This is a genomic window from Burkholderia sp. BCC0044 (assembly GCF_902832955.1).
Taxonomy (GTDB): Bacteria; Pseudomonadota; Gammaproteobacteria; order Burkholderiales; family Burkholderiaceae; genus Burkholderia.
Genome location: NZ_CADFDO010000003.1, coordinates 728863 through 741542, shown reverse-complemented (window position 1 = coordinate 741542; position 12680 = coordinate 728863). Strand labels below are relative to the sequence as shown.

General features: G+C 67.2%; 12 protein-coding genes. 6 read left to right on the top strand and 6 right to left on the bottom strand.

What is annotated here, in order from left to right; all coding sequences use genetic code 11:
* The first annotated feature begins 178 nt into the window (after positions 1-178).
* The 6 genes from HWX14_RS20325 to HWX14_RS20300 all read left to right on the top strand — a co-directional run bounded on the left by HWX14_RS20325 (position 179) and on the right by HWX14_RS20300 (position 5765).
* Entirely contained in the window at positions 179-853 is a 675-nt protein-coding gene (locus HWX14_RS20325) for a histidine phosphatase family protein (protein ID WP_175884195.1), read from the top strand.
* A 19-nt stretch (positions 854-872) separates the two neighbouring features.
* Positions 873-1904, top strand: a complete 1032-nt coding sequence (locus HWX14_RS20320) for a phosphotransferase (protein ID WP_175884194.1) — start codon at positions 873-875, stop codon at positions 1902-1904.
* A 78-nt stretch (positions 1905-1982) separates the two neighbouring features.
* On the top strand, positions 1983-2747 hold the full coding sequence (locus HWX14_RS20315; RefSeq protein ID WP_175884193.1) for an SDR family oxidoreductase: 765 nt from the start codon (positions 1983-1985) through the stop codon (positions 2745-2747).
* Between the two features lie 7 nt (positions 2748-2754).
* Complete coding sequence (locus tag HWX14_RS20310) at positions 2755-3513, top strand: glucose 1-dehydrogenase (protein WP_175884192.1); 759 nt, start codon at positions 2755-2757, stop codon at positions 3511-3513.
* 40 nt (positions 3514-3553) lie between these two features.
* Complete coding sequence (locus HWX14_RS20305; protein WP_175884191.1) at positions 3554-4798, top strand: acyl-CoA dehydrogenase family protein; 1245 nt, start codon at positions 3554-3556, stop codon at positions 4796-4798.
* A gap of 61 nt (positions 4799-4859) precedes the next feature.
* Complete coding sequence (locus tag HWX14_RS20300) at positions 4860-5765, top strand: LysR family transcriptional regulator (protein ID WP_175884190.1); 906 nt, start codon at positions 4860-4862, stop codon at positions 5763-5765.
* A 41-nt stretch (positions 5766-5806) separates the two neighbouring features.
* On the opposite strand, the gene HWX14_RS20295 is transcribed toward HWX14_RS20300, so the two are convergent.
* The 6 genes from HWX14_RS20295 to HWX14_RS20270 form a co-directional block, all read right to left on the bottom strand.
* Complete coding sequence (locus HWX14_RS20295) at positions 5807-6937, bottom strand: J domain-containing protein (protein ID WP_175884189.1); 1131 nt, start codon at positions 6935-6937, stop codon at positions 5807-5809.
* A gap of 87 nt (positions 6938-7024) precedes the next feature.
* Positions 7025-7732 (bottom strand): GntR family transcriptional regulator, encoded by a 708-nt coding sequence (locus tag HWX14_RS20290; RefSeq protein WP_175884188.1) that lies wholly within the window; start codon positions 7730-7732, stop codon positions 7025-7027.
* Between the two features lie 64 nt (positions 7733-7796).
* Positions 7797-8843 carry a proline racemase family protein gene (locus HWX14_RS20285; RefSeq protein WP_175884187.1) on the bottom strand — a complete coding sequence of 349 codons (1047 nt, stop codon included), beginning with the start codon at positions 8841-8843 and terminating at the stop codon, positions 7797-7799.
* A gap of 18 nt (positions 8844-8861) precedes the next feature.
* Positions 8862-10343 (bottom strand): aldehyde dehydrogenase family protein, encoded by a 1482-nt coding sequence (locus HWX14_RS20280; RefSeq protein WP_175884186.1) that lies wholly within the window; start codon positions 10341-10343, stop codon positions 8862-8864.
* Between the two features lie 15 nt (positions 10344-10358).
* The gene (locus HWX14_RS20275) at positions 10359-11651 is read right to left on the bottom strand and encodes an FAD-binding oxidoreductase (RefSeq protein ID WP_175884185.1); all 1293 of its coding nucleotides are present in this window, start codon (positions 11649-11651) and stop codon (positions 10359-10361) included.
* On the bottom strand, positions 11648-12664 hold the full coding sequence (locus tag HWX14_RS20270) for a 4-hydroxyproline epimerase (protein ID WP_175884184.1): 1017 nt from the start codon (positions 12662-12664) through the stop codon (positions 11648-11650). Before HWX14_RS20270 ends, HWX14_RS20275 begins: the two co-directional genes overlap by 4 nt.
* Positions 12665-12680: the final 16 nt, after the last annotated feature.

Sequence of the window (12680 nt, the reverse complement as noted above, 5' to 3'; positions counted from 1 at the left end):
ACGGTCTGCGCTGTCGCAATTCGCGTGCCGCGCCGCGGGGGGCCGATGAAAGCCGGCGCAAGCGCACTGTCTGGATACGCGGAATTCATGCGATGAATACCGATTGATTCAGAAAATAAATTTCAAAAATGCACGCCCGGTCGCTATGCTGGGCTTTCGGTTTCCTCAGGCGAGCGCAATGGCTGAACTCTTTCTGGTACGGCACGGGCAGGCGTCGTTCGGCACCGACGACTACGACCGGCTGTCCGCGGCGGGCGACCAGCAGGGCGTCTGGCTCGGCGAATACTTCGCGCGGCAGGGCCTGACGTTCGACCGCGTGATCTGCGGCACGATGAACCGCCATGCGCAGACGGTCGCCGCGATCCTGCGCGGGATGGGGCGCGAAGGCGTCGCGGTCGATCGCCATCCGGGGCTGAACGAATACGATTTCCACGGGCTGTTCGCGGCAGCCGCCAGCGACTACCCGGAGATCGCGCGGCTCGCGGCCGGCTCGATGAAGGATCACTTCCGCGCGCTCCGGCAGGTGCTGCAACTGTGGACCGAGGACAAGCTCGGCGATGCGGCCCCCGAAACCTGGGCCCATTTCCAGCAGCGCGTGGCCGACGCGCGCGCGGCGATCCGCGCAGGCGGCGGTCAGCGCGTGCTGGCGGTGAGCTCCGGCGGCCCGATCGCGGTCACCGTGCAGCAGGTGCTCGCGGCGCCGCCGCCGAGCGCGATCGCGCTGAACCTGCAGATCCGCAACAGCAGTCTTTCGCAGTTTTTCTTCAACGCCGACGCGTTCCACCTCGCGTCGTTCAACGGCATCCCGCATCTGGAGGATCCCGAACGACACGCGCTGCGAACCTACGGCTGACCCACGAACGATCGCGACGATGACGAACCCTTCCCAGCAACTCGACGTAGCCCGCCTCACGCGCTATCTGGAAACGCACGTGCCGGGCTTCGAAGGCCCGGTCGACACGGAGAAGTTTGCCGGCGGCCAGTCGAATCCGACCTTCCTGCTGAATGCGAAGAGCGGCCGCTACGTGCTGCGCCGCCAGCCGCCGGGCGAATTGCTGAAATCCGCGCACGCGGTCGACCGCGAATTCCGCGTGCTCACCGCGCTGTCGGGCACCGCGGTGCCGGTCGCGCATCCGTATCACCTGTGCGAAGACCGCGACGTGATCGGCAGCCTGTTCTACGTGATGAGTTTCGAGGATGGCCGGATCTTCTGGGATCCCGCGCTGCCGGAACTGCCGAAGGCCGATCGCGCGACCTGCTACGACGCGCTGCTGCGGACGATGGCCGCGCTGCACGACGTCGATGTCGACGCGGTGGGCCTCGCCGACTACGGCCGCCCGGGCAACTACTTCGAGCGCCAGATCGGCGTGTGGACGAAGCAATATCGCGCGGCTGAAACCGGCCGCCTCGACGCGATGGAGACGCTGATCGACTGGCTGCCGAAAGCATGCCCCGAGGACACGGGACGGCCGGCGCTGGTGCACGGCGATTTCCGGATCGACAACCTGATGTTCGCGCGCGACGGCTATCGCGTGCAGGCCGTGCTCGACTGGGAATTGTCGACGCTCGGCAACCCGCTCGCCGATCTCGCGTATTTCTGCATGTGCCTGCGGCTGCCGTCGGGCGGCCAGGTGCGCGGGCTCGCCGGCCAGGATCGTGCGGAACTCGGTATTCCCGACGAAGCGGCGATCGTCGCGCGCTACTGCGAGCTGCGCGGCATCGAGCCGATCCGCGACTGGCATTTCTACCTCGCATTTAGTTTCTTCCGGCTCGCGGCGATCGCGCAGGGCGTGAAGGCGCGCGCGCTGCAGGGCAACGCATCGAGCGAGCAGGCGCTGCGCGTTGGCGAAATGGCCGGCCGGCTGGCCGAACTCGCCGTCGGCGTGATCGACGCGCATCGCTGACCTCGCCGCGAATCGCCACGATCGCCACGATCGCCGCGCGGCGACACGACAACACAATCAATGGAGGAGCACAGCAACATGGCAACGAACCTGTTCGACCTGACCGGCAAGATCGCACTGGTGACGGGCGCGAGCCGCGGCATCGGCGAGGAAATCGCGAAGCTGCTCGCGCAGCAGGGCGCGCACGTGATCGTGTCGAGCCGCAAGCTCGACGACTGCCAGGCGGTTGCGGACGCAATCATTGCGGCGGGCGGTCGCGCCGAGGCGCTGGCGTGCCACGTCGGGCGGCTGGAGGACATCGTCGCGACGTTCGAGCACATCCGCGGCAAGCACGGCCGCCTCGACATCCTCGTGAACAACGCGGCCGCGAATCCGTATTTCGGGCACATCCTCGATACCGATCTCGCCGCGTACGAGAAGACCGTCGACGTGAACATTCGCGGCTACTTCTTCATGTCGGTCGAAGCCGGCAAGCTGATGAAGACGCACGGCGGCGGCGCGATCGTCAACACCGCATCTGTGAATGCGTTGCAGCCGGGCGACCGGCAGGGCATCTACTCGATCACGAAGGCGGCCGTCGTCAACATGACGAAGGCGTTCGCGAAGGAGTGCGGGCCGCTCGGCATCCGCGTGAACGCGCTGCTGCCGGGGCTCACCAAGACGAAGTTCGCGGGCGCGCTGTTCGCCGACAAGGACATCTACGAGACGTGGATGACGAAGATCCCGCTGCGCCGCCACGCGGAGCCGCGCGAGATGGCCGGCACCGTGCTGTATCTCGTGTCGGACGCGGCGAGCTACACGAACGGCGAATGCATCGTCGTCGACGGCGGCCTGACGATCTGAGCGCGCGATGAAACTCGACAGCTACGCCGGCCAGGCCGTGATGATCACCGGCGCCGCGAGCGGCTTCGGCGCGCTGCTCGCGAGCGAACTCGCCGCGATGGGCGCGCGGCTCGTGCTCGGCGACCTGAACGGCGATGCGCTCGAACGCGTCGTCGCGCCGCTGCGCGCGGCCGGCGCCGACGTGATCGCGCAGCGCTGCGACGTGCGCGTCGAAGCGGACGTCGCGTCGCTGGTGCATGAAGCCGTCGCGCGCTTCGGGCGGCTCGACGTCGGCATCAACAACGCGGGCATCGCCCCGCCGATGAAGGCGCTGATCGACACCGACGAAGCCGATCTCGACCTGAGCTTCGCGGTGAACGCGAAGGGCGTGTTCTTCGGGATGAAGCACCAGATCCGCCAGATGCTCGCGCAGCGCGAAGGCGTGATCCTGAACGTCGCGTCGATGGCCGGGCTCGGCGGCGCGCCGAAGCTGGCCGCGTATGCGGCATCGAAGCATGCGGTGGTCGGGCTCACGAAGACGGCCGCGCTCGAATACGCGCGCCACGGCATCCGCGTGAACGCGGTGTGCCCGTTCTACAGCACGACGCCGATGGTCACCGACAGCGAGATCGGCGAGCGCCAGGATTTTCTGGCGCAGGGCTCGCCGATGAAGCGGCTCGGCCGGCCCGACGAAATCGTCGCGACGATGCTGATGCTGTGCGCAAAGGACAACACTTATCTGACCGGGCAGGCCGTCGCCGTCGACGGCGGCGTCTCGGCCTTCTGAACCGAACGAACGGAAACACGGAAATCTCGAGGAGTCGATCATGGACTTTGGCTACACCCCGAAAGTGGAAGCACTGCGCGAACGCGTGAGCGCATTCATGGATGCGCACATCGTGCCGCGCATCCGCCAGTGGAACGACGAAGTGCACGCGGGCCAATATCCGGTGTCGTTCATGGAGGAGCTGAAGGAGCGTGCGAAAGCCGAAGGGCTGTGGAACCTGTTCCTGCCGCACCTGAAGGACGACGAGCCCGGCACGGGCCTGACCAACCTCGAATACGCGCCGCTCGCCGAGATCATGGGGCGCGTGAGCTGGGCGTCGGAAGTGTTCAACTGCAACGCGCCGGACACCGGCAACATGGAGCTGCTGCACATGTTCGCGACGCCCGAGCAGCGCGAACAGTGGCTGCTGCCGCTGCTGCGCGGGGAAATCCGTTCGGCGTTCGCGATGACGGAGCCCGACGTCGCGTCGTCGGATGCGACCAACATCACGACGCGTATCGAGCGCGACGGCGACGAGTACGTGATCAACGGCCGCAAGTGGTTCATCACGAACGCCGCGCATCCGAACTGCAAGATCTTCATCGTGATGGGCAAGACCGATCCCGAGGCCGAGTCGCATCAGCAGCAGAGCATGATCCTCGTGCCGCGCGACACGCCGGGCGTGACGGTCGTGCGCAACATCACGGTAGTCAATCACCACGCGCCCGAAGGGCACTGCGAGATCACGTTCGACAACGTGCGCGTGCCCGCGCGCAACCTGCTCGGCGAGGAAGGCAGCGGCTTCGCGCTCGCGCAGGCCCGCCTCGGGCCGGGCCGCATCCACCACTGCATGCGTTCGATCGGCGCGGCCGAGCTGGCGCTGGAGCTGATGATCGACCGCGCGCAGTCGCGCGTCGCGTTCGGCAAGCCGCTGAACCGGCATGGCACCGTCGGCGAATGGATCGCGCGTTCGCGCATCGAGATCGACCAGGCGCGCCTCCTGGTGCTGAAGGCCGCGTGGATGATCGACAAGGTCGGCGCGAAAGCCGCGCGCAAGGAAATCTCGATGATCAAGGCGCTCGTGCCGACGGTCTATACGGACGTGTGCGACCGCGCGATGCAGGTGTTCGGCGCGGCGGGCTTGAGCCCCGATACGCCGCTGGCCGACCTGTGGACCTGGGGCCGCGCGCTGCGCTTCGCCGACGGCCCGGACGAGGTGCACCTGCAGGCCATCGCGCGGATGGAGATCAAGGACGGCGAGCCTGGCTCGACCGCGCCGTACCTGACGCCGCCGCCGCGCGGCTGAGCGGCGCGACGTGGACGAACGAATGGCGCCCGCCGTAAGATCTCGGCAAGGAGATCCGGCGATGCGCCTTTCGAAGATTGATCTGAACCTGTTCGTCGTATTCGAGGCGATCTACAACAAGCGCAACCTGACGCGCGCGGCCGAGGTGCTGAACCTTACGCAGCCGGCCGTCAGCAACGCGCTGGCGCGGCTGCGCAAGACGCTGAACGATCCGCTGTTCGTCAGCACGCCGGCCGGGATGATGCCGACGCCGATGGCCGAGAACATCGTCGGCCGCGTGCGCGAGGCGCTGCAACTGCTCGATTCGAGCGCGCACGAAGGCGACGTGTTCGATCCGGCGTCGTCGGAGCGCGTGTTCCGGCTCAGCATGAGCGACCTGACGGAAGCGTTGCTACTGCCCGCGCTCGGCGAACTGCTGCAGACGCATGCGCCCGGCATGCACGTGCGCAGCTACACGATGGATCGCCGCGAAGTCGCGACCGCGCTCGCGAACGGCTCGGTCGACATCGCGATCGACGCGCCGCTGATCGGCGATCCGCATCTGCACCAGGCGCTGCTCGTGCAGGATCGCTACGCGTGCATGATTCGCGACGATCACCCGTTCAAGGGCGACAGGCTGACCATGGACGACTACCTGTCGATGGGGCACATCCACGTGTCGAGCCGCCGCAAGGGCAGCGGGCACGTCGACGCGGAACTGACGCGGCTCGGGCTGCGCCGCAACATCCAGATGCGTGTGCAGCACTACATGGTCGCGCCGCTGATCGCGATGCGCGGCGATCTCGCGCTGACGGCGCCGCTGCGGCTGCTGCAGCGCTATCCGGCGCGGATTCTCGAACTGCCGTTCGAGATGCCGGGGCTCGACTACTTCTGCTACTGGCATCGCAGCGCCGATCAGGATCAGGGCAGCCAGTGGCTGCGCGAGCAGTTGATGGCGTTGATGGGCGGGATGGGGGAGGTGCGGTAAAGGGCGGCGTGCGTTTGGCCCGGTCGCTCGTGCTTGTCGGCTCAATACGAATCGTCGTCGAAGCGGGACGACGCCGGCCGGCGCTTCATGTCCTTCAGCCAGCGCCTGACCTGATCCGGATCCTCGAACTCGCGCAGCGCGACGCTCAGATCCTGGTTGCTCCGCTGCATGCCGGCGATGTCGCGCGCCAGCATGCGCAGCACGGTATCGGGTGCGACCTTGGTGGACGATGCGATCCCGTACGTGCGGCGGAAGTCGTTCTCGACGTGAACGATCTCCTGATCGAGTTCGCGCAGTTGCTCGTCGAGGATCCCGTTGTAGCGCGTGAGCCGCGCTTCGCTGAGGCCGTCGATCGCACGCCGGTCGATCTGTTCGATCTCCAGTTGCAGTTCGAGCAGTTGCAGCAGATTGCCCTTCTCGTAGGCGCGGTTGACCCGCTGCATCAGCACGGTCTTGCGTTGCTGCTCCTGCGGATCGGTTTCGCGATCGGGATGCAAGGCGCTTGCGAGCTTGCGATAGATCTCGCGGATCGACTTGTTCGATTCGGCCTGCTCGGCTTCGATGCGAGCCTGTGTGGCCGATTGCTTCGGTGTTTTCTTGCGCTTCGCGCGCTGCGCCTCGCGAGCCGCATGGGCGGCCATGTCGCGCTCGAACTGTGCGTCGAGTTCGGCCTGCATGCGTGCTGCGAGTTCGTCAGGCGACAGCGTGTCGAGATCGTCCGACGACGCTTCGGCAGCGGATAGGGGTTCGGGTCCCGGCTTCGTCGGCGCTTGAGCGCCCGTTGCGGAGCCGCCGTCGCCGGACGCGGCATGCCGGTTGTAGATAATTTTCAACGTCGCGTCGTCGCTGACGTCGAGTAAGTCGCGCGCCATGTCCGTGATCAGGTCCGACAGCGTGCGCTGCTCGGCCTTGCTCAGGCCCTTCTGCAGGAACGCGTCGTCGAGCAGATGGATCAGCCGGATGCGCAGCGCCGTCGCTTCCTGTTCGAGCGGCAACAACCCGTCGACGAACTTCTTCTGGAACGCAGGCATCACGGCGTCCCACGCGCCGAGCCGCTCGCGGCGCTTTTCGATCTGCTTGACGAGCGTATTGAACGTTTGCTGGGCTTTCGACAGGCTGGCTGCCTCGTGGCCGGGTGCGATGGCGACCGCGGCACCGCGACGTGCGGTCATGTTGAGTGTCCTCCGGCCGCGGCGGGACGCGCGGCAGGCCGGTATTTTAGCCGGACCGGCGCGTGCCGGTGCGCCGATGCCGATGCGTTACAGCACCGCCATCGATTCCGTCATGTTCTGCTTCATGTAGTCGAGGAAGCGCTTCTGGAACAGCATCGTGTGCTCGTGTGCGGCGCGCTCGGCGGCGTCAGCATCGCGGCGCACGATCGCGTCGATCAGTTCGTCGTGGTCGCGGCCGAGCTTCGCGGCCGTCGGCGAACTCACGGTGAAGTCGAAATGCAGATGGAGCAGGCGCTGCCCTTCGCCGAGCAGACGCTCGTAGTAGCCGACGAAGTATGGGTTGTTCGCCGCATGCGCGATCGCCATGTGCAGCGCCTTGTTGGTCTCCGACATCGCCTGGAAGTCACCGCTCGCAACGGCTTCCATGTACACGTCGTCGGCCTTGCGAATCTTTGCGAGGTCGCCTTCGGAGCGCTGCGTGGCCGCGAGCCGCGTGACCGCACGCTGGATCAGGTCGAGCGCCGAGATGTATTTCGGGAATTCCTCGATCTCGAACGGCGTGACGAGCGTCGTGCGGTTCGGCAGGATCGTCACGAGCCCTTCGCTGCTCAATCGCGCGATCGCGTCGCGCACCGGAGAGCGCGACAGCCCGAACTGCGCGGCCAGCGAGATTTCGTCGAGCTGCACGCCCGGTTTCAGCTTCAGCGTCAGGATCTGCTTGCGCAATTCCTCATACACATACCGCCCGCCGTGCCGGCGGCCGCCACCTTCGGTTTCAACGGCCTCTTTGCTCATCTCGCTACCCTTCCTGTAATCGGCCCGGGTCGCCGGGCGCGCTCTGGAGTTTAGCATCGCGTCCTCACGTGCCCGACGCGGCCGACGGGCCGAATCCGTCGCCCCACGTGTCGCTGAGCATGAACCCGGCGGCGAGCGGATCGTCGGGGTCGACGCCGAGCTGCTGGAACCCGAACACCCATGCGCGCCCGGTCACGCGCGGCAGCACGGCCGGCCGGCCGCCCACTTCGGTCGTGCCGAGCAGCTCGACGCGGAATTCGCCGCCGATCGTCGAGCGCGACGTGAGGACGTCGCCAACCTGCACGCGTCCGCGCGCGGCGAGCGTCGCGAGGTTGGCCGAGCTGCCGGTCCCGCATGGCGAGCGGTCGACGCGGCCGGGCGGCAGCGTCGTGCAGGTCTGGTAGACGGTATCGTCGACGCGGTTGCGGAACATCACGTACGCGACCTCGTCGATCTCCCGGAACAGCGGATGCTGCACGGCGACCTGCCGGTTGATGATCTCCTTGAGCCGCACGCCATGCGTCGCAAGTTGCCGCGCGTTGCCTGGCGCGATGTCGAGTCCGATCTGGCCGACGTCGACGAGCGCGTAGTACACGCCGCCGAATGCGATGTCGACCTTGATCGTGCCGAACTCCGGCGTGTGGATGTCGACGTCCAGCTGTTCGACGAACGCCGGCACCATGTCGAGCGAAACGCCGACGCAGCGGCCGTCGCGGCACGCGGCCCGCGCGGTGACGAGCCCGGCCGGCGTGTCGAGCACGACCGTGGTCTCCGGTTCGTGCATCGGCACCATCCCGAGTTCGAGCAATGCCGTCACGACGCAGATGCAGTTGCTGCCCGACATCGGATGCGCCTTGTCGGCCTGCAGCACGATGAAGCCAGCGTGCGCGTCGGGCCGCGTCGGCGGCAGCAGCAGGTTGACCGACATCTGCAGGCAGCCGCGCGGTTCGAGCACGACCAGGCGCCGCAAGCTGTCGTCGGTCTCGTTGATGTGGTTCATCTTGTCGAGCATGGTCTTGCCCGGCACGTCGAGGACGCCGCCGGTGATGACCTTGCCGATCTCGCCCTCGCAATGCACGTCGACGAGCTGCAGCGTTTTGTTCCAGCGCATGATCGATTCACCTTCGTCTTACTTGATATACCAGCCCCACGGCTTGTCGCTGTCGTAGCGCGTGATCTGCTTGACTTCCAGGTAGTTGTTCAGGCCCCACTCGCCGAGTTCCCGGCCGATCCCGCTCTGCTTGTAGCCGCCCCACGGCGCCTCCGTGAAGGTCGGCTGCGAGCAGTTGATCCATACGATACCCGCGCGCATCGCGCGTGCGACGCGCTCACAGCGCGGCAGATCGGCCGACATGACCGCTGCCGCGAGACCGAAGCGCGAATCGTTGGCCGAGCGTACCGCTTCGTCTTCGGTATCGAACGGCCGCACGCACACCACCGGCCCGAAAATTTCCTCGCGCCAGATCCAGCTGTCTTCCGGCACGTCGGCGAACACGGCCGGCTCGATGAAGTAGCCGCGTTCGAGATGCGCGGGCCGCGCACCGCCCGTCACGAGCCGCGCGCCTTCGTCGCGGCCGCGCGCGATTGCCTCCCGCACCTTGTCGTACTGGCCGCGGCTCACGAGCGGGCCGAGCAGCACGCCGTTGTCGCGGCCGTTGCCGATGGTGATTTTGCGCGCTTCCTGCGCGAGCCGCTCGACGAGAGGAGCATACAGCGAGCGCTCGACGAGTACGCGCGACGTGGCCGAACATACTTCGCCCTGGTTCCAGAAGATGCCGAACAGGATCCATTCGACCGCGGCGTCGATGTCGCTGTCGGCGAACACGATGAACGGCGACTTGCCGCCAAGTTCGAGGCTCACGTTCTTGATGTCGCGCGCGGCGGCCTGCATGATCCGGCTGCCGGTCGGCACGCTGCCGGTGAACGCGAGCTTGTCGATGCCCGGATGCTCGGCGAGCGGCGCGCCGGCGTCCGAGCCGAGGCCCGTCACGACGTTCAGCACGCCGGCCGGGAGCCCGGCCACGTCGGCGATGCCGGCCAGTTCCAGCGCGGTGAGCGGCGTCAGTTCGGACGGTTTCAACACCATCGTGCAGCCGGCCGCGAGTGCGGGCGCGACCTTCCACGCGGCCATCAGCAGCGGGAAATTCCACGGGATGATCGCGCCGGCCACGCCGATCGGCTCCTTCCGGACGACCGTGCTGAAGCGTTCGTCCGCGAGCGGCACCGGCGTCTCGGCGTTGCCGTCGAGCTGTTCGGCGAGCCCCGCATAGAAGTCGAAGCAACCGGCGGCGTCGCCGAGATCCCACATCGCTTCGGGCAGCGGCTTGCCGTTGTCGCGTACTTCGAGCTCGGCGAGCTCGTGCAGGCGGTCGCGAATACCTTGTGCGATCGCGCGCAGCACGGCGGCCCGCTGCGCGCAGCTCATCCGCGGCCATGGGCCTGCGTCGAAAGCGCGGCGGGCGGCGTTGACCGCGGCGTCGATGTCTTCGGCGGTGGCGGCGGCCACCTTTGCGATCACCGTTTCATCGCTCGGATCGAGCGTATCGAAGGTACGGCCTTGAACGGGCGCTACCCAGCGCCCATCGATGAAAAGTCGTTCGTAGGAGTGCATGAGGGGTCTCGTAGGTCAGGCGAAGCGATAAGCGCTGAACGGCGTCAGGTCCTGCCGTGTCGGGCGGCCGGCTGCAAGGTCGCGGACCAGGCGCCCCGTGGTTGCACCGAGCGTGAGCCCGAGCTGGCCGTGGCCGAACGCCATGATGACGTTCGGCAGTCGCTTGGAGCGGTCGATTACCGGTTTCGTGTCGGGCAGGAACGGCCGATAGCCGACGCCGTATTCGACGCGGGCGGTCTGCAGCTCGGGCAGGATGCGTTTGGCCTTCTCCAGGATGATGTCCGCGCGCCGGAAGTTCGGTGCCGCATCACGGCCCGCGAACTCGATGGTGCCGCCGATCTGCAGGCCGCGTGTCATCGGGCTGAAGCAGAAGCCGCCGTCCGCATAGATGACGGAGTGACGGAACTCGACGCCCGGATCGGTCACCAGCGCCTGGTAGCCGGCGATACCTTCGAGCGGCACGCGTACGCCGAGCGTGCCGAAGAACCGCCGCGAACCGGTGCCGGCCGCGACGACCACATGATCGGCCGCAAGACGCTCGCCGTTCGCGAGCGTCACGCCGGTCGCGCGCCCGTCGGCTTCGTCGATGCGCGCGGCATTCGCGCGGATGCGGCGTCCGCCTTGCGCTTCGAAGCTGGCGGTGAGCGCCGCGATGAAGCCTTCGGTATCGTTGACCGCGCGCCAGTCGGGGAACAGCAGTCCATGCTTGAACCGGCCGGCGAGCGCCGGTTCGAGATCGCCGATGTCGGCGGCGCTCAGCCGCTGCGACGCGAAGCCGAGCGATTGCCGCAAATCGAGATGCGGCTGCTCGTGTGCGATGCCGGCCGGATCGTCGAACACTTCGAGCACGGGCCGTTGACCCAGCAGCGCGCGGTCGCCGCACGCATCGAGCAGCGGCGCGTAGTCGGTGTAGACGTCGTGCGTAAGGGTGGCCATCGCCTGCGCGATCGACACGATCTTCGCGTGACGGGCCGACGCGACGAACCGGAAGAACCACGGCAGGATGCCGGGCAGCGCGCCGGGCCGCAGCGCGAGCGGCCCTTTCTGGTCCATCAGCCAGCGCGGCACCTTCAGCAGGATGCCGGGTTTCGACAGCGGGATGACCTCGCTGACCGCCATCTGCCCGCAGCTCCATTTCGCGGTGCTGTCGCCGGGCGCGGCCGGATCGATCAGCGTGACCGCGCGGCCGTCGCGCTGCAGATAGAGCGCGCAGCACACGCCGACGATCCCGCCGCCGATCACGATGGCCGTTTCCTCGCGAGCGGTGCCCGGTGCAGCGGGCGCATGCTGTTGCGGAATCGCGTTCAATTGACGAACTCCTGCAAGCTGAAGCCGTGCGCGTACGGCTGGGACGGATCGACGCGATACTGCGCGCGCCCGGTCACCCATGCGCGTCCTTCGATGCTCGGCCGCACCGCGTCGAGTCCGCTGTCCAGACGCGCGACCGATTCCACGCGGCCGATGAAGCGGCTGCCGATCAGGCTCTCGTGGCAATATGCGTCGCCGGCCTTCAGCCAGCCGCGCGCGAAGCGCTGCGCGACGCGCGCGGAGCTGCCGGTGCCGCACGGCGAACGGTCGACGAGGCTGTCGCCGGCGATCACCACCGCGCGCCCGTGCGCATCGTCCGCGATCGGCTTGCCTGTCCACATGCAATGGTGGACGCCGCGAATCGCCGGATGATCGGGATGCACGACGTCGCGTGCCGCATTGACCGCGCGCTGCACGTCGCGTCCCCAGGCCAGTAGCTCATCCGGAGTGAAATGCTCGCAGCCGGGGAAGTTCGGCTGAACCTCGACGATCGGATAGAAGTTGCCGCCGTACGCGATATCGACGGCCAGCGTGCCGAGCGCGGGAATCTCGATCTCGACGTCGCGCGCGAGCAGGAAGCTCGGTACGTTGGTGAAGCGCACCGACGTCACGCGTGCGCCGTCCATCTCGTAGCGCGCGACGATCTGGCCGGCCGGCACGTCGACCGTGACCGTGCCCGGCTGTTTCGGCACGACGAGGCGCTCCTCGATCGCGAACGCGATCGAGCCGATCGTCGCGTGGCCGCACATCGGCAGGCAACCCGACGTCTCGATGAACAGCAGGCTGAAATCGGCGTTGTCGCTGACGGGCGGGTAGAAGATCGTCCCGGACATGTGCGCATGGCCGCGCGGCTCCAGCATCAGCGTGCGGCGCACCCAGTCGTGCTGCGCGACGAAGTCCTCGCGGCGCGCGTTCATCGTCGTACCTTGCAGCGCCGGCGCGCCGTCGATCACCATGCGCACCGGCATGCCTTCGGTATGGCCTTCGATACAGGTAAAGCTGTGAATCGTCATGTTTGAATTCCCCGGT

What these genes read in the sequence shown, in the direction of transcription:
- HWX14_RS20315 (WP_175884193.1), top strand. Translation starts at nt 1,983, where the DNA reads ATGGCAACGAACCTGTTCGACCTGACCGGCAAGATCGCACTGGTGACG.
- HWX14_RS20320 (WP_175884194.1), top strand. Translation starts at nt 873, where the DNA reads ATGACGAACCCTTCCCAGCAACTCGACGTAGCCCGCCTCACGCGCTAT.
- HWX14_RS20295 (WP_175884189.1), bottom strand. Translation starts at nt 6,937, where the DNA reads ATGACCGCACGTCGCGGTGCCGCGGTCGCCATCGCACCCGGCCACGAG.
- HWX14_RS20280 (WP_175884186.1), bottom strand. Translation starts at nt 10,343, where the DNA reads ATGCACTCCTACGAACGACTTTTCATCGATGGGCGCTGGGTAGCGCCC.
- HWX14_RS20285 (WP_175884187.1), bottom strand. Translation starts at nt 8,843, where the DNA reads ATGCGCTGGAACAAAACGCTGCAGCTCGTCGACGTGCATTGCGAGGGC.
- HWX14_RS20300 (WP_175884190.1), top strand. Translation starts at nt 4,860, where the DNA reads ATGCGCCTTTCGAAGATTGATCTGAACCTGTTCGTCGTATTCGAGGCG.
- HWX14_RS20310 (WP_175884192.1), top strand. Translation starts at nt 2,755, where the DNA reads ATGAAACTCGACAGCTACGCCGGCCAGGCCGTGATGATCACCGGCGCC.
- HWX14_RS20270 (WP_175884184.1), bottom strand. Translation starts at nt 12,664, where the DNA reads ATGACGATTCACAGCTTTACCTGTATCGAAGGCCATACCGAAGGCATG.
- HWX14_RS20305 (WP_175884191.1), top strand. Translation starts at nt 3,554, where the DNA reads ATGGACTTTGGCTACACCCCGAAAGTGGAAGCACTGCGCGAACGCGTG.
- HWX14_RS20325 (WP_175884195.1), top strand. Translation starts at nt 179, where the DNA reads ATGGCTGAACTCTTTCTGGTACGGCACGGGCAGGCGTCGTTCGGCACC.
- HWX14_RS20290 (WP_175884188.1), bottom strand. Translation starts at nt 7,732, where the DNA reads ATGAGCAAAGAGGCCGTTGAAACCGAAGGTGGCGGCCGCCGGCACGGC.